Raw genomic sequence first — 19,546 nt, forward strand, 5'->3', positions numbered from 1 at the left:
TCGCGATGCCAAAAAAACTAAAAGTCATACTTGTTAATATTTCCATTCTACTGATTGGAGTTTTATTGATGGAAGTATTTTTTGGCGGTTGGTTCAATAGTAGCAATCAATTGAGCAATTTAGGAATCATCCGAGATGCGAAATTCGAATTCGACGTAAGTCATTTGTACACAACCAAAAATCCGACGATTACATATTCTAGAGATAAATTTGGACTGCGAGGAATTTCAGCGTTCAATCAGCCTTCTAAAATAAAAATCCTTACTGTTGGCGGAAGTACCACCGATCAACGTTATTTGGACGATTCTAAAACATGGCAAGAAGTGTTGGAAAAAGAATATAGAAAAAACGGTGTAGAAATGTATGTTTCTAATGCGGGCGTTGACGGACAATCTACCTACGGACATTTAAAAAGTACTGAAATTTGGTTTCCAAAAATTGAAAATCTTCAACCAGATATTATTCTATTTTATGTCGGAATTAATGATTTTTACAAAGTAAGTAGTGATGCCATTTATGATGATATTAAAGAAATTGAAACGCCTGGATTAAGAAGTCAAATCAAAGACAAATCGGTAATATACAATGTATATCGAAAACTGCGAGGTATGCAAAAAGCAAAGAAATTTGAAGTTGGACACCGAAAAGTAGATTTTTCTAAAATACCATTTACCACAGAAGAAGTTTTGGATGAAAAATTACTGGAATTATACGACGAAAAGAATTTAATTGCTTTCAAAGCGCGCATAAAAAAACTGATAGTGTATGCAGAAAGTATCAAAGCGATTCCTATTTTTATTACACAACCTACTTTTAGTTACCAAATACGAAATGGAAAAGTATATGGAATGGAAACCGTGCAATATGTTGAAGACAAATATGCATACAACGGAGTTGGTTATAATAAATTACTCAACAAACTGAACGAAGCAATGAAGGAAGTTTCGGAGCCAGAATTAGTTATTGATTTAACGAATGATTCAGCTTGGAACGCCATCGATTTTTACGATTATTATCACATGACAGAAGTTGGTGCGGAAAAATTGGGTAAAAAAATCTATCAGAAGCTTAGCGAAATTAAGTTTGTGAAATAGCAGTCTAAAAAATATACATACTTTTACTAAAATTTAAAGCGTGAAGTGGTTTAAACAAAAAAGTAACATTGTTGTCGGAATTTTATTCCTGATTACGTGTTTGAGTGTGCTTAGAAAACCCATCGTTTATTTTCCTGATTCTACAGGATATTTAGAAGTCTATCTCATTCGTTCGGCTGGTTATCCAATGTTTTTAAAACTCATTCAGTTCATTTTCGGTTCTTATTTCGAATTTGGATTGATTGCTACACAATTACTCATAGGACTTGCGTCTATTTACTTTTTTGTAAAAGCTATACAAAAGCATTTTAATATTGGACTCTTGCTACTTACCTTGTTAACAATTGCGTTATTGTTTCCCTATTATTTTAATGGGAGAATCGCGAATAATGTACTTTCGGAAGCTTTGTCATATGCTTTATACATAGCAGTCATCACGCGTTTTGTTAACTTCTTTGTAAAACATGAAAAGAAACAATTAGTACTGGCATTACCTATATTATTTTTACTATTAACGGTAAGAACACAGTTTTTCTATCTAATTCTTGTGGCAATTTTGATGATTTTTTGGGTATTGATAAAACACAAACAATGGAAATCTTACAGGATAATTTTAGGATTGTATATGCTGTTGCCTATCGTTACTATTTTTGTAGATAAAACCTATCATAAAATAGCACACAATCATTTTGTAAGTACACCGTGGACAGGAATTCACTTAGCTGCGCCAGCTTATTATGTGTCGGATGCAGACGATGAAGCCATTTTTACAGATCCAGAAGAGAAGGAATTATTTAGAAAAATACACCAACAATTAGTTGAGGAAAAACTCAACATTACAATTCCAGTCAATAGGGAAGTAGAATCTTTGACGTCGCGTTATATATCTAATTATACGACAGTTGCCAACAAAACAATTTACAAACTTAGTGATGCGCATTTTGATTCCAATCTCAGCGAAAACGAACGTTTTATTTTGGTAGATAGTATCAATAAAAAGATGGCTTTTCCGTTGGCAATGCACAATTTTAAGAAATGGTTCAAGCTGTATTATGGAAATGTGATTTTTGGTTTTTCTAGCATAGAATACTTACTTCTTAATGTCTTTATTCTGCTATTTTCTTTAGTGATGCTATTCAAAAGAAATGATGTATTGAGTAGAATAATTTCCTTGCTACTTTTATGTTCTCTAGGAAATGTATTGGCAATTTCCATAGGAATTCACGCTGTATTTAGATATACTTTTTACAACGATTGGGTGATCTTTTTAGTGGTATTTTTATTGTTGACGTATTGGGGAAAGTATAAAAAATCGGAAGAAAACAATAACAAATTACATTCTGAAAGCTCCGTATTTTAAAATACAATAAATAGCTCTAACGCCGTCTTTCCAGTTAATTTTCTTCCCTTCTTCATAGGTGCGTCCATAATAAGAAATTCCTACTTCATAAATTCGAATTTTTGGAACTCTCGATATTTTTGCAGTGACTTCTGGCTCAAAACCAAAACGTTTCTCTTTTAATTTGATATTCTGAACAATATCTGTTTTAAACATCTTGTAACAAGTTTCCATATCTGTCAAATTCAAATTGGTAAACATGTTTGATAAAAACGTCAAAAATTTATTTCCTATCGTGTGCCAAAAGAAAAGTACTCTATGTGGATTACTTCCCATAAATCTAGAACCATATACGACATCTGCAAAACCATTTACAATAGGTTTTAGCAAATCATTATATTCTTCTGGGTCGTATTCTAAATCAGCATCTTGGATCACCAAATAATCGCCTGTAGCTTTGCTAATTCCCGTATGTAATGCTGCGCCTTTTCCTCTATTCACTTCATGTTCAAAGTATTGAATGTTCATGGACGGATTTTCGTTCATGTATTTGTGAATACTAGCTGTAGTACCATCTGTAGAACAATCATTTACAATAATGATTTCTTTCTCAATATTCTGTATTAAAATTACATCTCGAATTTTGTTTAGAATTTGATGAATCGTAGCTGCTTCATTATAAGCAGGAATTACAATAGAAATTTTCTGTATGGTCATGAAAGTATGTTTCTGAGCATCTAAATAGTACACTCAGATTGCAACTTCGAAAATATGATTTTATTTTTAATCAGCCAATCAATTCTTAAAACTCTAGACGAACCATAAAATTTGGTGTTCTTCCTAAAGAAATTTTATCAATTGTTCGCAACTGAAATTCGGCACTTTGCGTATTTACAATAACTCTGTAGTTTCTGTTTAAAATATTCTTCTGATTGTAGATGTTTAATAAAGAAATACCAAAAGAAGCTTTTAAATCCTTACTTTTAAAAGGTTTTAGTTCATATTTAGCAGAAAAATCCAAACGATGATACGGATTTAAACGTTCACCATTTCGCTCTCCGTATTGAATAGTAACAGTATCTGCATTGTCACCTTCCAAACCTGTTGCAAGCGTATACGGACGCGATGTTCGGTAACGCCAACCAAGCGATAATTCTAAATTGCCAAACTTAGCCGATTGTACAAACGATAGATAATGACGAATGTCAAAATTACCAGGAAATAGATTGGTATTGTTTAAATTATCAAACTGAAACTCGTTTCTAGTCAATGCATAACTCACCAAACTTGTAAAATTATAGAAGCGTTTTTTAGCCAAAACATCCAAACCAATAATAGTACTATTACCTATAGAGATTGCTGAATCTTCCACATCAAAACCTCTAGTAAGTGATGTTAAATTGCTTATTTTCTTGTAATAAGCTTCTACATCAACATTCCAAGAATCATATTGATACGTAGTACCAATACCAATTTGTTCACTTTGTAGTACAGGAATTGTAGTATCATCAGCCGAAACCCAAACCTGATTTTCTAAACCAAAATCTTGTGTTTCAAATTCTGTAATCTGACTCACAAACTGATATTGTCGTTCTGCAGAAAAAGAAGCGTTAAATTCGTCACTTAACTTTTTAGCGACATGAATTCTTGGTTCAAAAAAGAACGATTGTAGTGTTGTGGCATAACTTGCCCGAATGCCTGAAAAAATAGTCCAATCGTTTAATTTTAGTTGATGTTCGCCAAAAATAGCGTGAATTGTATTTTTAGAATCTTCAGAACTAATTAAAAAATCTGGATCAAAAATCACATCCGATTGTCGTCCAATAGTATAATCTAATTTGTTTAATGTGAGTTCGTAACCGCCAATAAAACGATGTTTTTTGTTCAATTGGTATTCCGATTGAAAATGCAGACCAATTTCAGATACTTTATTCTTTTTAATGGTTTCATAGTCAAATAAATTAGACAATAATTCTTCACCCAGATATTCAAAATCGTATTGTGTAGTTGTCACATTTAGTGCAGTAGTTAATTTTTTAGTCCAAGTATGTTCCCAAGAAATACCGATTCCGCGATTATTGATTAATAAATCATCATCTGTACGTCGGTTGATTTCATTAAATTTTGATACAAAATCGAGTTCATTTTTAGAAAGAATAGCACTTACTGATAGTTGACTTTTCTCAGAAAGTTCCGCAATAATTTTTGCTGTAAAATCGATAAAGTAAAATGTATTATTAGTCAAAGAAAGTACATCACTGAAGGTTTCGTTATTATCTGTAATCTTCGTGTTTTGGAAAATTTGCTCTGAAAACTCATCAAAAGTTACCGTTTCAAACGCATCCGAATACGAACGGCGAAACGAAGCAATAACGGCCACTTTTTCGCCAATAGGTTGCTGTACAAAGGCATCAACATAAATCATATTTGCGCCCAATCCTACCACTGTTTTTTTAGGAATTTTACTATGTGATTGTATATCTATTACGCCCGAAATATGATTTCCATAACGTGCAGCCGCCGCATTTTTATAAATTTTTACATCTTCAATTACATACGGATTAAAAGAAGAAATCATTCCAAAAAAGTGATCGTATTGATACATTTTAATTCCGTCCCAAAGAATCAAATTTTGGTCAGGTGTTCCACCACGAATGTTTAATCCTGTAGAAGTTTCATCAGGACTTTGTATGCCTGGAATTAATTGTACACTTTGTAAAACATCTGGTTCTACAAAACCTGGTAATGTTTGAAAATCTTTAGGAATTGCTTCAATAGCACCATCTACATTTTTTGAAAAACCTGTTGTTAAGTAGTTTGAAATGATAACTTTATCCAAGTCAATTGTACGTTCTTTGAGTGTTTTTTTCTTCTTTTTTGGAGATTTTAAAACATACGTTCGTGCAGTAATTTTTTGAAAAACCAATTGTGTTTGCTGTGTAATAGCTTTAAAATTTTCCGAAAGTGTCGTAGGAATTTTTTTGAGTGTGATGAACTTTCCTTGAACGATTTTAGCATTGTATGAAATACTAACATCAAAGCGTTCTTCAACATCAGTCAACACTTTTTTCAGTGGAGTGTTATCATAAGAAATATTTCGCTCCTGCGAATGTAAAGCTTGGAAGCATAAAAGTAATACGTATACCAGATATGCTTTTTTCATTTAGTTTTTTGAAAGCGTCACAATGTTATTGTTCAATTTGTAATCAATATCCATAGCTTCAAAAACGGTTTTGAGTGCTACATCGCGATTACTGTTGGTAAAACGTCCCGTAAATCGTTCTTTAGCAAATGTTGCAGTGTTTTGAATTTGAATTTGATATTGATCTTCAAGCGCATCAATTACTTCCAACAAAGGTGTATTATTGAATGAACTTAGTCCTGAAATCCAGTTTTTTTCTGTGGTATCAAATGTCCAATTGGTTACTGAATTATCAAATGTTCTGACAGCTTTTCCTTTGGTTAAAATATGCGCTTTGTCATCAGTATTTGTCACATTTACTTTGCCTGTATAACATTGAACTTCAAAGAAATTTTTGTTTGTATCTACATTAAATGACGTGCCTAAAACTTCAACAGTTCCTTCATCTGTTACTACTTTGAAAGGAGAACCTTTGGTTACTTCAAAATACGCTTCGCCATCTAAATAAAGTGTTCTTTCTTTATTCCATGTGTCTTTATCGTAATGTAACGTTGATTTTGCGTTTAGAATAACTTCTGAACCATCAGGAAGATTGATCGCTAATTGTTCGCCAAAACTAGTTTCAAAAGTTTGCGTTGTGCTATTCATAAAAACATACAGTCCAAACAAGATGACTAATGCCGCTGCAATTCCATACACATAGCGTAGGTTAAGTTTTTTGACGTTGGGTTGTGGCGCTATTTTTTCTTTGATTTTTGCAAATACAGCATCTTCATCATACGCTGGATCTTTTAATTTCTCAGTAGCGTTGATGATTTTTGCATAGGCTTTGTAGTCTTCTGATTGCTCAAAAGTTTGCTTTTCTTGCGGAGTTAATTTTCCACTAAGCCATTTTGCGATATCAATTTCGTTATTTCTTTCACTTTCCATGACGCCTCACTTATATTACAGACAACTCATTTTTTATTTACCCTACCTTTTAAAACTTAGTTTAGAATAGATTTTTTAATTCATTACCAAGATTTAAATATCACCAATTTCTTTTCGGAGAAATTTTAGTGCATTTCGCATACGTTTTTCAACAGCTTTCTTTGAAATATCTAGAAAAACAGCAATCTCTGCATAGGTTTTTTTATCAATACGATTCAATAAAAATACTTCGCGTTGTTTTTCAGATAAATTTGCAATTGCATTTTCTAACTTTTTCATGAATTCTTTTTCTTCCAATAAGAATTCCGGACTTTCTACATCAACTTCTGATTTCTTAATTTGTTCATGTTGTAGAACTACTTTTTTATGTTTTACAACATTTAAAAATGCGTTGTTAGCAACTCTCTTTAAGAAGAATAACGCATTCGCAAAAGGAATCTTTTTGCAATTGTTCCAAAGTTTAATATACGCTTCTTGCACTAAGTCTTCAGCTAAATTTGCATCACCACATTTATAAAAAATATAATTGCGTAATGTTCTTGAATGCTTCTTAAAAAGCGCTTCAAAATTTTTAGATTCACAAACAGATTTTTCGGGTTTCAATTTACTAAAAGTTAGTGCGTATATTCGTTCGTTTCAAAAGTATATAAAAAATATGAACTCATAATGTGCTTGAAGACAGGTATTTAAAATTTTGTTTCTGAATTTTTTTTTGCAAAGGTAGGGTAGATAACAATCGAGTTGTCTATAATTTGTAAACCCAAAAACAAACAATCTAAAATTTAAATATCTTATGAAAAAGTTTCTAAAATTCTCACTCATTCTAGCACTTGCAGTATTTACATTTTCTTGTAGTAATGATAACACAGATGTAATTCCTGAAGAAGAAAGTACAGGAATCAGTGCTACTTTAAAATCAAATTTAACAACACATGCACGAACTGCAGTTGCTACCAATCAAGTAGAAAACGTATTTGAAAATAATAGTGAAAGTAATGCAGAATGTTTTACTATTGATTTTCCGTATTCTTTTGAAAATGCAGGAGTTGTTATAGTAATAAACAACCAAGCAGAATTGGATGCATATTTGCAAAATAATAATTCACCTGTTGGCGGCCCAGGAACATTAGTTTTTCCAGTTACCGTTACATTAGCAGATGGATCTAGCGTTGTTGTAAATGACGAAATGGGATTGATTGCAATCATTGAAGATTGTATTGATGACATCGACGTTGGAAACGAATGTTTCTCTTTTAATTTTCCACTAACTGTAGAAACAGCAGACGGAAATACAGTTGTTGTAAATGATGAACTAGAGTTATATTCAGTTCCAAATGCAGTAGGTTTTGTTTTCCCTATTACGGTAACTACAGCAAATGGAGTAGTGACAATTAATGATAATGCAGGTTTTGATGCTTTATACAACGAATGTTATGATATTGATCCTTGTGACGATTGCGGGACAAACTGTTTTGAAATTGTATTCCCATTAACATTGGTAGATGATAGTGGAAATATAGTAACTGTAAATGATGAAGATGAATTCTTAACATATTTAAATAATCCAGCAGGTACAGCAGGTACATTTTTCACAATTACATACCCAATGACTATCGAGTACGCAGATGGTACACAAGCAACTATAAATAGTGATGACGAATTAACAGCGGCATTCGACGCTTGTAATTAATAGAGTTTGGTTACGACGACATTAACAACTATACGTTTTAAGCCAACGTAAAGTTCTTAATTACTCACAAAAAAACCCTTGTTTCAGTAGAAGCAAGGGTTTTGTTTTTTTATGGGCTTGATTTAAGGTTAAATGATTGAAAGATTAAAAAAATAAACATTCGTGAATTCATGGTTAAAATTTTGAATCACTTTTTAAACTAAAATTCTTTTCAGAACTTTACCTCTAAAAGTATTTCTATGAATTCTACCACAACAAAAGATTATTGGTCGCAACGTTATAAAGATGAACGTACAGGTTGGGATATTGGTTCACCTTCTACACCTTTAAAAGAATATATTGATCAGTTGGAAGATAAAACGTTGAAGATTTTAATTCCAGGAGCCGGAAATGCGTACGAAGCTGAATATTTACTACAACAAGGCTTTAAAAATATATATATCTTAGATATTTCTGAAATTCCTTTGAAAGCATTCCAACAACGAAATCCTGAATTTCCTGCTGAAAACTTAGTGTGTGAAGACTTCTTTTTACATAAAAACACCTATGATTTAATTATAGAACAAACATTTTTCTGTTCATTTCCACCTTTACCAGAAACTCGCAAGCAATATGCAACACATATGGCTGAGCTATTGAAACCTAATGGGAAACTAATCGGTTTATGGTTTGATATTCCTTTAACGGGCGATTTAGAAAAACGTCCTTTTGGTGGAAGTAAAACAGAATATGTAGCATACTTTACACCTTATTTTGACATCAAAACTTTTGAAAAAGCACACAACTCTATTCCACCACGGGCAGACAATGAACTTTTTGGAATTTTTGTAAAAAGTTAAAAACTGTTAAAAAAAGAAAGGACTTGTAATTAATTCGACAAACTCAGGAATTAATAAGAAACTAATATACTAAAGTTAGTACACAACCTAATCTATTTTTATGAAATCGATTCAATTGTTTTTGGTCATTTCCTTGTTTGCCAGTTTGATGGCTTGTGAGACCAAAGAGAAATCTGCTCCAGAAACCACAAAAACTGTTGCAGAAACTACCCAAAAAGAAGCTGTAAAGACAGTAGATAAAGCAACGCAAATTTTACAAGAAACTATCAAAGCGCATGGCGGAAAGTTATACGATCAGGCGAATTACGAATTTGTATTTCGTGGCAAAACGTTTCGCTTCAAAAATGATGGAACTAATTATACATACGAACTAGAAACAACAAAAGACGGAACAACAACACTTGATGTTCTTGACAACGGAAATTTTTCACGCCAAGTAAACAATCAACCAGTAACACTTTCTGAAAAAAAACAAAATAGTGCCATTGGTGCTGTAAATTCAGTAATCTATTTTGCTACGTTACCGCATAAATTAAATGATGGCGCAGTAAACAAAAAGTTTGTTGAGGAAACGATAATTAAAGGACAAAAGTATGATGTTTTGGAAATTACATTTAATGAAGAAGGTGGCGGAGAAGATCATGATGATGAGTATCATTATTGGATCAATAAAAACACAAAGAAAATAGATTATTTAGCATATAATTACCAAGTAAATGGTGGCGGCGTTCGTTTTAGAAGCGCTTATAATACAAGAGTTGTTGATGGAATCACTTTTCAAGATTATATCAATTACAAAGCAGAAGTTGGTACACCATTAAAAGATTTGCCAGCCTTATACGAGAAAGGAACATTAAAAGAATTATCAAAAATAGAAACAGAGAAAGTAATCAATTTAAAAAAGTAATCATGAAAAAAATCGTTATGATGCTTGCGTTTTTCGCAGCAGTAAGTACAGTAAATGCACAAGATTTCCCAAAAGTAGATAAGAGCCCAACAGATATTGCTCATTATCCTACAAATGCTCCAAAAAGAGCTTTTGCTAAAACAGCTGAACAGAAAAAATCATTAGAGCCAAAAATTAGAGTGATTTATGCGAGACCTTTTAAGAAAGGAAGAGAAGTTTTTGGAAACTTATTAAAGTTTGGAAAAGCATGGAGAGTTGGAGCTAATGAATCGACAGAAATTTTATTCTTAACGGATGCTATGGTAGGAGATACGAAAGTAAAAGCAGGTCGTTATTCAGTAATCATTATTCCAAATAAGGATTCATGGACATTAAAGATTAACTCAGAAAATGATGGTTGGGGAAATTACTCATATGACGCTTCTAAAGATGTAGCAAGTATTACCGTACCAACACAAAAAAGTGATAAAGAAATTGAGCAATTATCAGTTGTTTTATATGAGAAAAGCAAAAATGTTGTTCATTTAAAAATTGGTTGGGATACTACAGTTGCAGAGTTTCCAATTACATTAAAATAAAAAGGATTCAATTTTTAGTTTAGATGATCAATTGAATTTTAAAAAGCACTTGCATTCACTTGTAAGTGCTTTTTTTTGCATAATTTTTTACTCGATAATCGAGATTTAAATGCTCCTACGCTTGCGTCGAAATGTTTTTAATTTTTTCCGTTTAATGCTTCGTGAGATTGCTTTGAAGTATTTGATTTTGAGGTTTTTGTATACGTATTTAACGTAAGTCCAATAATAATGAGTAGAATTCCTAAAACGCTCCACATTGTATACGATTCATGAAACCAACTCAATCCAATGAGCATAGTGAAAATAACTTCTATATATTTTAATGGTGCAGCTTTGTTGGTTTCTGCGAGTTGCAGTGCCTTGGTCATGTATAACTGGCCAACATAACCAAATATTCCCAAGCTCAATAGTAAAATCCATTCCCAACCTACAGGTGTTTTCCAATACGGAATGCACAAAATACCGCCAGCAATTAATGCAATCATCATAAAGTAATTAACAACCACAATAGGATGATCGTCAGCACCAATTTTACGAATAATAATAAATACCAATCCACTGAAAAAAGAAGAAGCCAGAATCAATAAAAGTCCTGTAGTATTGATTTGACTGTCAAATCCTTTGAGAATTACAACGCCACTAAAGGCAATGAGGAAAAATAGCCATTGTATCGGTTTTATTTTTTCTTTTAAAATAAAAAATGCAAAAACTGCTGCAAAAATAGGAGAGATGTAGCGTAAGGAAACTGCTGATCCGATAGGAAGGTGTTTTGTAGACATAAAAAACAGTGACATGGACGTAACACCAAGAATACCACGCAGTATGAGTAATGTTTTTTTATTTCCAGAGAAAGGCAACTTATATTTCAACAACAATGGAATGGTAAAAAATAAGGTTCCTATAGATCTAAAAAATACAATTTGATACGCGTTAAAATCGCCTAGATACTTTACAATGGCATTCAAAAAAGCAAAGCCAATGGCGCTAATGATCATAAATTGAATGGCTTTTTTGAGCATGAAGTTTGTGATTTTTTATGGTCACAAAAGTAGTTGAAATAATTTTTGATATCTCAATTTATTACAATCGTTTTTTCCTTGGTTTTCTCTTTTTATTTTTTCCAGCGACAAGCGGACGACGTTCTGTAAAATGATTTCCGTTTACATGATATATATCTAATCTATTTCCTGTTCCTGGGAAGTTTTCAGGAAGAATTCTTCCTGGATAAATGATTCTAATCGTATTAGGAATGTTAAGTACTTGTCTAATAATTAAAATAATACGAGGAGAAGCCACTAACATATCGCCATAACTACCAATTTGCTCTCTAATGCGCATTAATTGTCCTAAATTAGGTTTTCTGCCATGTGCAGCTCTAGAAATAGCATTGATTAAGCAATTATTTAAACCGAGCAGTCTGTTTGCTTCAACTTCAATAGTATTATTCATATCAGTTACCAAAGCACGTCCGCCAATAGCAGCAGGTTTGTACGCAGGTTTACTTCCCGAAAAAAGTTGACCAAAAGACATTCCTTTTTTACTCGAGTTTACTTTTCTAATAGCTTTGTGTAAAAAGTAGCGACCACCTTTGCTTCCTTTCATTAAATCTGAACCTATAGCAGCCAAGGCTTCTGCGGTAAAGCGATCCATTTTTGTTTTTCCGCCTTTTTTTAAGTAAAAACGTAGCATCTGTAACTGCCTCTTTTTTCTATTTTTATATTTCTGATTGTCTAAGCGTGTACTTAATTTTTTCCAGTTATATTGTTGACTTGTCCCTGCACGTTTAAACTTCTTTTTGGCTACTATTTTTTGTTTTCTTTTCCTCGACTTTTTTTCTTCAACTTTATTGAGAGGTGTTGCATAAATATCTTTTGTTCCAGGATTGTCAAATTCAATTTGATGTCCTCCCAAATCTACACTAAATGGTAAATGACTATAATCATCACGTTTATTGACTTGACGCCCAAAACGAATACCATCAAAAATATCTACAACAGGAACATTAGATTTGTTCTTTTTTGAATCGCCACGTAATAAATCGATACTACTTTTTCTCTTCTTTTTGATAGTTTTACTTAAATCAAGCATATCTTCATCATCAGAATTCCAACCTGACAAATCGCCCTGTGAAGTAAAGTTAGTACTTGTTGGTCGTAGGTCATCAGGTACAGTAATTGAGTGCATACTACTTCGTTTCCGTTTACTTCGTGCACCTGGATTATTCCAAGCTTCTACTAAACCTTTTCTTAAATCGAAAGGATTTCCTTTATTCTTTACATATGCTTCTACTTCGCCTTTGGTAGATCCAATACCTAAGTTATTATTTAAAATAAATTTTTCTGCATGCGATTTAAGAAACTGAATGATGGCTTGTAATTGAGTTGTACTTGAATTATGAACTTTTGTTACTTTTTTTTTTACGATAGCTTTCCGCTGCACCGCTTTTGCGCCCATTACATCAGCTTCTTTTTCTAAACCAGCATTATCATTAATTTTTGCGCCTTTTACTGTTTTTGTAGGTTGTACACGACCTTGTTTTTGTTGTACTACATGCCAAGCTTCATGAGGTAAATGTTTTTCTTGTCCAGAAGCCAAATGAATTTGAGTTCCTTGTGCGTAAGCATGCGCATTGAGCTGAGTAGGTTTGGATGAATTGTAATGTACTTTTACATCATCCATAGAATGGCCTGATAAGTTTTCAATTCCAGCTTTTAAATTGTCAGGTAAACCTGTGTTATTCTTCTTTTGTTGTATTATAGTTGACGGACGATTGTCTTCCAGAATCTTTCCGTTAGCTTTTGTATGATGTGCAGCAGCCGTTTGCTGTGTCTTTTCTTGTGATGTTTTGGAAAGGTGTTTTTTCATGGTAAATGCTGCTAAAGTACTTATAGTATTATCTCATTAGTATCCACAATTACAGGACTTTTTCCACCAGCGTAATCTAAGGCAGAACAATAGTTGTGATTGTGAATGTATGCTTTTAATCGTGCCAGATATGGATCGTAGTAATCCAACTCAACGTCTTTTCCAATGATTAAGTTTCTGATGTAGTCATTATAAAAAGGATACGGTGTAAATAATTTATGTTGCGCATAATGTACTTTGTGATATACATCATCATATTCATTGACTCTTTTTTTATACTCAGCAATTCCTGTTTCTACTTGATAGTAAAAATTATATAGTATTTCCTGAAAAGCTGTGGTTTCGCTCGCTCCAATAATAAATAAACGCCTGCTTGTTATCAAATAACCAATTAAGTTTAGCTGCTTATGAATAGTACAATGATTGAGTGCGTTGGCTATAATAATATTCCTATATTCTTGTGGAATATCATGTCGCCAAGAATTCATCACGAGTAATCGTGAATGTTCCGGTAATAATATGAGTTCTTCTATATCTACTATCATAAAAAATGATTATGATTGTGTAATTGTTTTATTTTCTTTTTTCAATTCTCTTCTGATTCCAGTGAGCAACTCTTGTTTGTTTACAATAGTATCTCCACGTTGAATAGCTGCTAATGCGCAATAACGAAGTACATTGATAATGGCGCCACCTGCAAGTTCATAATCTTCAGCAATTTTGTACAAATCAATATTGTCTGCCAATGTGCAAGTTCCTGTAAATACATTTTTCCAAAGTGTGAAACGTTCTTCCACAGAAGGCATTTGAAAGTGTATGATCGACTGAAATCTTCTCGAAAATGCTTTGTCCATATTTGCCTTTAAATTGGAAGCTAAAATGATGCATCCAGGGAAATCTTCAATACGTTGTAATAAGTATGCTGTTTGCTGATTGGCATGTCGGTCATTTGACGAGTTCGCTTTGGTACGTTTACCAAATAATGCATCGGCTTCGTCAAAAAATAGAATCCAATTTTGATGCGCAGCAGTATCAAAAATTCGCGATAGGTTTTTTTCCGTTTCTCCAATATATTTTGACACAATCATAGATAAATCGACACGATATACATCTAAACCTAAATTTTTGCCTAAAAGAGAAACTGTTAATGTTTTACCAGTTCCTGGCGGACCGTAAAATAAGGCTCTGTAACCAGGTTTTAAATGTTTAGATAATCCCCAATCATTCAATAATGTATCTTTATGAGACAGCCATGTAGTTAGTTCTGTCACTTGATCCATAATACTAGGATTTAGCACAATATCATCCCATGCTAAATTGGTTGTTATTTTTTGAGCTGGAAATGTAACACTGTGTTCTAGTTTGAGTTTTTCTCCCGTAATAAAGTAATGCAACCATCGATGATTAATATTTAAAACACCATTAAATTTTGGCAAATAATCGTCTACAGATTCAATGTTTAATACCTGTTCTTTGTGAAAAATATGATCATTTTTAAAAAACGAAAGTACCTCCAAACTCCATTCGGGATTTAAAGTCGTAAGTAAAAAAAAGAGCGTTTGTCCTGTAGGCAAAAATCCGCTATGACTTTTATCAATAACACCTCCAAATTCTGTAAAACCTCGGTTGTAAATTTTATTTTGACCAAAGAAAATATCCAATGCTTCTGGGCGAATATGTGGTGTAATGGCCAAGATTAAAGCCATTCGTTCTAAGTTTGTCAAATTCCAAGTTTTGATGGTATTGGCAAAAGGCGAATCTATATTCTCAACATCAGGCATTGGTATATCTGTCCAATGCATATTTTCGGTGCCTTCATGTTGTAAATACACGCTAATTACCTGATTGATTACATTTTGTAACCAATCTATTTCTTGATACAGAGAAACTATGTATTCATTAGTTTCCATACCTTTCAAATAGTTTTTCTACGTCGTCTAAATTGGCATTTGTCCATGAAAAATATTGCAAAGCCGTATTTGGATTTAGTTGATTGGCCTGCAACATATCTAGTAAAGATGCTTGTGCATTGCTTGTATTTGGTGGAGAATATGGACCGCCTAAATGATAAAAATCGTATTCATAAAAATTTTCTGCCCAAGTAGGAACTTGTGTTCGTTCAGCAATTAATTGACTGATAAAGACATCTAATTTTTCTTGCTGAATAATGAGTTTCTTTGCTTTAAAAAAAGAAGGTTTCTTTTTGTCTTCTCTGTGATAAAACTCAATTTCTCTAGCTTGAATGGTTTTTGCGTTCGAATCTCCAAAAATATCTACCAATCCGAAGTTTTCAGATTCTGTAGCAATTTCTAATTCTGCTTTGTCAGAACCTGCTATGGCTAATGTCCAGTCTTTTGCAGTTGCACTTTCTGTAACAATGTATAATTCTCTGAACGAATAATAAGTTTGGGTCATTTTGATGATAAGCTCTTGCTTAAAATCGCCCCAATTAGCAAATTTAACAGATTCGGGAGTGCTACTTTTAAAGAAGAAACTTCCAAATCCGTCAAAAGCTAATACCTGTTTGCTAAACTCAAAATCTCCTTCAATTGGATTGTGTCCAGAATCTCTTCCAGAATAAGGTTTGGTAACACCTTCACTAAAATTCCAATTGGAAGGATTGAGTTGTATTCCATTTTCAAAAACTACTTCATCTGTATTGACTATATTTTTTCTAAAAATATTCCCTAAAACAATCATTTCTCCATTTTTTATCTGAAAAAAATCACCAGGATAGATATTTTGATTTAATGGTTTTGTGGGTATAAAACCATTTGTTCTATTATAAAAACTTCTGTAAAATCTTTTAAATACATCGTCCATAATTGTTTTGTTTTAGGTGATTGTTGTTATAATATAATCAAGTTTATGATGCTAATGCTGCGGCATTTGCTGCGGCAAGTCCAGACTGTAATGACTTTAATTTTACTTGTGCTTTGCTGAGTGATGCTTCGGCAGCATTTAATTGTGCTGTAGTATCATTAGAAGCTTTTAATACTTCTTCATACATATTACTTGTAATATTGTAAGCTGTGTACAAATAATATTTAAGCGATTCATTTGCAGCTGGCATATCTTCATTTTCTACATTGTCAATTTCTTCTCCGATAATGAATTCATATAACTTTGTAGCTTGCAACAATTCGAGCGACATTGCAGATTTTGCTTCAATCGTAGTTGCTTGTGAAGCAAATACAGATTCTAAAGCTACCAATGTTAAAGCAACAGCATTGTTTGCATCGCTACTAGCTTGTGTAACCATCGTTACTAATTCATCAGAAATTAATGGATTTGTTGCTTTTTTGCGTATCACAAGGTTTGATAATTTATTGATGACTTCTGCCGAATAAATAAGCTTATTCACTACCGTATTGATCTCAGTTGCTACTAATTTTATTTTTGGTTCAGCTCCAGAAGGAGTTTGAGTTGTATTTGTTACTGATTGATTTTCAGTACCACTTAACTCCGTATAAGTTGCCTTTGAATTTTCGTATAAATCTTTGGCATTGCTTATGACTGTATCCACAGCATTTTTGTTGTCTAATGCTTGTGCTTTATTAGCTTCAGCAGTTGCCAAATCAACAGTTAACTTGTTTTCTTTCTCAGTTAATGAATCTACAATAGCTTGGTATTGTTGTACTTCATTTTCTGCGTTTAAGACTTCCTGTGTTAAAAAATCTATTTCTTGCTTCTTTTTTTCTGTAATTCCGTACTTGCTTGTCGTGCTTGTATCAGGAATTAATATGGTTTCTCTACTCATGATGTATAGCTTTTTATATTAGTTTAATGTTGTTTGTTTTGGATATGACACTACTTCATTAGTTACAGCGTATGGATCATTGTATTTAAATGATGCTGTATGTTGAAAATCTGAAAGCGCATTTATAAACTGTGTATTGATACTTTCATCTGGATTACTTGTAATCGTAATGATCGCAGGAATGTATTCGTTTTTGTTGATCAAGCGGTTTCCAAAATTATCGGTCGTTTCTGCAGCTAGCGTAACTTGTTTTGAATAGAACTTATAACCTCTTGCTAGTAAAATTAAATCCTTAATTAATTGATCGTAATCTGGAAGCAGCTTTTTTAATGGTTTTGTTTCTACTTCTTTGATGGTATCTTCAATGTATGTTACAGCATCTGCGATAAATTGTTCTATGTCTGTTTCTGTATTCGATTTCTTCTTAGAAATGTTAGTCATACTTGTATTTAATGCTTTTACCTTATCGTTATCAAGTTTTTTAAATACATCTAGTATATCTCTTAATAAATATTCTATTAAAGTCTGATTTCCAGGTTTTGCATCTGTATAACTACCTGCTGGAATTTCCTCTGCAATTGTTAAATTAAAAAAGAAACCTGGTTGTAAATGATCTTCCTCTGCCAAAGCTTGTTGTTTTTCTGCTTGTAAGATGGCTAACTGATCTTGTAACAACTGTTTTCTTTGTGCATTTGTAATGCCATTTGTGTCATTTTTAGAAGTTTTCTTGGCAGCACTTTTTGTGGTTTTAGCGTCTTTTGTACCTTTTGGTGGCGCTTGCTCAACTTTTGTAGCTTCTGTAGTAAGCGCATCAATTTTTGCTTGTACATCACTAATTTTTTCATCATACAATAACTCCAGTTGTTCTCTATCTTGTACTTGTGCATCAATGTATTGTAACTCTTCGGTTGTTAATAAACCTCGAACTAACTCTTGATCATTCGGTAGTAAAGCACAACGATATTGTATGTTCTTAAGATTTTCCGTACCATTATTTTGTAAATACTTAGGGTTTTCAAAAACACCAAAGTTGATAACGTTATCAGATGTTGGCTGTTGAATTCCACTAGAATCTGCTGCGTTCAATTGATTTTGTAGTGTAAACATTTTTGATGGCGCTGATAAGTAATCGTCAAATACATTGATCGTTTTCTTGTAAGCCATTGTAAATACAGTAAGTACAAACACAACATACTCTTTTCCTAACTCTAAAGGTTTTCCTTCAGAATCTAATAAAACAGGTTTCTCAGCCGTACTTGTTCCCGTAGTGTAAATCTTCTGAATAATACCAGCTGCATTTTCAGTACTTGGTGTTATCGGTACAAAACGATCTGAAAAGCCTTCTGTCACAATACCTTCAGCATCATTAATACCAAACGTAGCACTTTTACTATTTTCTACAAGCATGATGTAGTAATTCTGAACAGGATACCCAACAGGTTTGTCTGCTCCATCTGCAGGTTTTACATTAAATGCACTTTTATAATTATTGAAAGAAACCGTATAACTATCATGATCACCAATTGTAATAGGCGTTGCAACAGTAAGATCTAAATTTAGTTCACTATTACTTAAAGCATAGGCTTCTTTTGTAGCGTTGTATGAAACACTATAATCTTCTAATGTTCCTTCTGCTTGTTTTTCTTTTGTATTTGCTGTGGCTAGTTCTGCACTTTGTGAAGACAATAAAGCAGTAGTATCATCATATTGTTTGGTAACTACACTTAGTAAATCTTTGATGGAAGTATCTGTTACAGTAGCTTTATCTGATAACGTGTTTGTTGTAACTTCCGCAATCGCTGCCGAAGCTTCCATACTATGTTGTGATGCTTGTTCTGCAGCATAAGCAGTATCATTCATCAATACATATGCTTTATTGCTTTGTGCATAAATATCAGTATCAAAATCAGCAGCATTTACAATGCTAAAAATACTTCCTGTATCACTTGCTAATTTTAAAATAGCATTGGCAGCAATTTGAACATTGGCTGCAGCGACAGATGTATTTGTTACTGATGTTGCTGTATACGATTTAGCATTATTAGCAGACTGTAACACATTGGTTGAAACATCACTGTCAATAATAGCCTGTTCATTTACTTTTTTCTGATAAGCGTACTTCGCAGTTGTTACTTCTAACTCTTCTGCGGTTGTAATTCGTGCACCTTGTGCGTAGTAGAGCGAAAACATGGATGCTTCCAATTTTGCTTCTACATTTTGTAAGTCTAATTCTTGTGCGTTCAATGACGAAACAACACCTGAATGTAGATTTTCATTGTAAGAACTCATAAATTTTATTTTTTAGTTTGTTAATTAATTTTTTTAATCTAATTGGCTGTTTTAGTTATGTCTACTTCTATTCTGACTTAACTACTATCTATTTTTGGTATGTTTTTCTTGTA

The 19,546-nt window shown here is 32.8% G+C and carries 17 protein-coding genes; 6 read left to right on the plus strand and 11 right to left on the minus strand.

Going from position 1 to position 19,546, the window contains the following annotated elements; all coding sequences use genetic code 11:
• Positions 1 to 5: 5 nt before the first annotated feature.
• Together ACOQOS_RS16015 and ACOQOS_RS16020 are read left to right on the plus strand one after the other, a co-directional pair.
• Entirely contained in the window at positions 6 to 1,094 is a 1,089-nt protein-coding gene (locus ACOQOS_RS16015; protein ID WP_420571477.1) for an SGNH/GDSL hydrolase family protein, read from the plus strand.
• A 40-nt stretch (positions 1,095 to 1,134) separates the two neighbouring features.
• Positions 1,135 to 2,454, plus strand: a complete 1,320-nt coding sequence (locus ACOQOS_RS16020; protein WP_420571478.1) for a hypothetical protein — start codon at positions 1,135 to 1,137, stop codon at positions 2,452 to 2,454.
• Here the strand turns inward: ACOQOS_RS16020 and ACOQOS_RS16025 are convergent.
• The 4 genes from ACOQOS_RS16025 to ACOQOS_RS16040 form a co-directional block, all read right to left on the minus strand.
• Positions 2,428 to 3,150, minus strand: a complete 723-nt coding sequence (locus ACOQOS_RS16025) for a glycosyltransferase family 2 protein (RefSeq protein WP_420571479.1) — start codon at positions 3,148 to 3,150, stop codon at positions 2,428 to 2,430. The genes ACOQOS_RS16020 and ACOQOS_RS16025 overlap by 27 nt on opposite strands.
• Before the next feature lie 85 nt (positions 3,151 to 3,235).
• On the minus strand, positions 3,236 to 5,596 hold the full coding sequence (locus ACOQOS_RS16030) for a TonB-dependent receptor plug domain-containing protein (protein ID WP_420571480.1): 2,361 nt from the start codon (positions 5,594 to 5,596) through the stop codon (positions 3,236 to 3,238).
• Positions 5,597 to 6,505 (minus strand): FecR family protein, encoded by a 909-nt coding sequence (locus tag ACOQOS_RS16035; RefSeq protein ID WP_420571481.1) that lies wholly within the window; start codon positions 6,503 to 6,505, stop codon positions 5,597 to 5,599.
• Positions 6,506 to 6,598: 93 nt separating this feature from the next.
• Entirely contained in the window at positions 6,599 to 7,108 is a 510-nt protein-coding gene (locus ACOQOS_RS16040) for an RNA polymerase sigma factor (protein WP_420571482.1), read from the minus strand.
• 190 nt (positions 7,109 to 7,298) lie between these two features.
• Between ACOQOS_RS16040 and ACOQOS_RS16045 the strand changes: the two genes are divergently transcribed.
• The 4 genes from ACOQOS_RS16045 (at position 7,299) to ACOQOS_RS16060 (ending at position 10,519) form a co-directional block, all read left to right on the plus strand.
• A complete protein-coding gene (locus ACOQOS_RS16045; protein WP_420571483.1) occupies positions 7,299 to 8,195 on the plus strand; it encodes a hypothetical protein in 897 nt (298 codons plus the stop codon).
• A 239-nt stretch (positions 8,196 to 8,434) separates the two neighbouring features.
• Positions 8,435 to 9,034, plus strand: a complete 600-nt coding sequence (locus tag ACOQOS_RS16050; RefSeq protein WP_420571484.1) for a methyltransferase domain-containing protein — start codon at positions 8,435 to 8,437, stop codon at positions 9,032 to 9,034.
• Between the two features lie 100 nt (positions 9,035 to 9,134).
• On the plus strand, positions 9,135 to 9,941 hold the full coding sequence (locus ACOQOS_RS16055; RefSeq protein WP_420571485.1) for a DUF6503 family protein: 807 nt from the start codon (positions 9,135 to 9,137) through the stop codon (positions 9,939 to 9,941).
• A 2-nt stretch (positions 9,942 to 9,943) separates the two neighbouring features.
• On the plus strand, positions 9,944 to 10,519 hold the full coding sequence (locus ACOQOS_RS16060) for a DUF2911 domain-containing protein (protein ID WP_420571486.1): 576 nt from the start codon (positions 9,944 to 9,946) through the stop codon (positions 10,517 to 10,519).
• Positions 10,520 to 10,656: 137 nt separating this feature from the next.
• Here ACOQOS_RS16060 and ACOQOS_RS16065 read toward each other — a convergent pair whose 3' ends face one another.
• From ACOQOS_RS16065 to ACOQOS_RS16095, 7 genes are all read right to left on the minus strand, one after another.
• Complete coding sequence (locus ACOQOS_RS16065; protein WP_420571487.1) at positions 10,657 to 11,538, minus strand: DMT family transporter; 882 nt, start codon at positions 11,536 to 11,538, stop codon at positions 10,657 to 10,659.
• A 61-nt stretch (positions 11,539 to 11,599) separates the two neighbouring features.
• On the minus strand, positions 11,600 to 13,384 hold the full coding sequence (locus tag ACOQOS_RS16070; protein WP_420571488.1) for a DUF4157 domain-containing protein: 1,785 nt from the start codon (positions 13,382 to 13,384) through the stop codon (positions 11,600 to 11,602).
• Positions 13,385 to 13,404: 20 nt separating this feature from the next.
• Positions 13,405 to 13,929: a hypothetical protein gene (locus tag ACOQOS_RS16075; protein WP_420571489.1), complete on the minus strand. Its 525-nt coding sequence runs from the start codon at positions 13,927 to 13,929 to the stop codon at positions 13,405 to 13,407.
• Between the two features lie 9 nt (positions 13,930 to 13,938).
• The gene (locus ACOQOS_RS16080; protein ID WP_420571490.1) at positions 13,939 to 15,294 is read right to left on the minus strand and encodes an ATP-binding protein; all 1,356 of its coding nucleotides are present in this window, start codon (positions 15,292 to 15,294) and stop codon (positions 13,939 to 13,941) included.
• Positions 15,284 to 16,207 carry a hypothetical protein gene (locus ACOQOS_RS16085; RefSeq protein ID WP_420571491.1) on the minus strand — a complete coding sequence of 308 codons (924 nt, stop codon included), beginning with the start codon at positions 16,205 to 16,207 and terminating at the stop codon, positions 15,284 to 15,286. Before ACOQOS_RS16085 ends, ACOQOS_RS16080 begins: the two co-directional genes overlap by 11 nt.
• A 43-nt stretch (positions 16,208 to 16,250) precedes the next feature.
• A complete protein-coding gene (locus ACOQOS_RS16090) occupies positions 16,251 to 17,144 on the minus strand; it encodes a hypothetical protein (RefSeq protein WP_420571492.1) in 894 nt (297 codons plus the stop codon).
• Positions 17,145 to 17,162: 18 nt separating this feature from the next.
• Positions 17,163 to 19,433, minus strand: a complete 2,271-nt coding sequence (locus ACOQOS_RS16095; protein ID WP_420571493.1) for a hypothetical protein — start codon at positions 19,431 to 19,433, stop codon at positions 17,163 to 17,165.
• Between the last annotated feature and the right edge of the window lie 113 nt (positions 19,434 to 19,546).

Origin of the sequence: Kordia sp. (assembly GCF_965224175.1) — a bacterium.
Classification (GTDB): Bacteria; Bacteroidota; Bacteroidia; order Flavobacteriales; family Flavobacteriaceae; genus Kordia.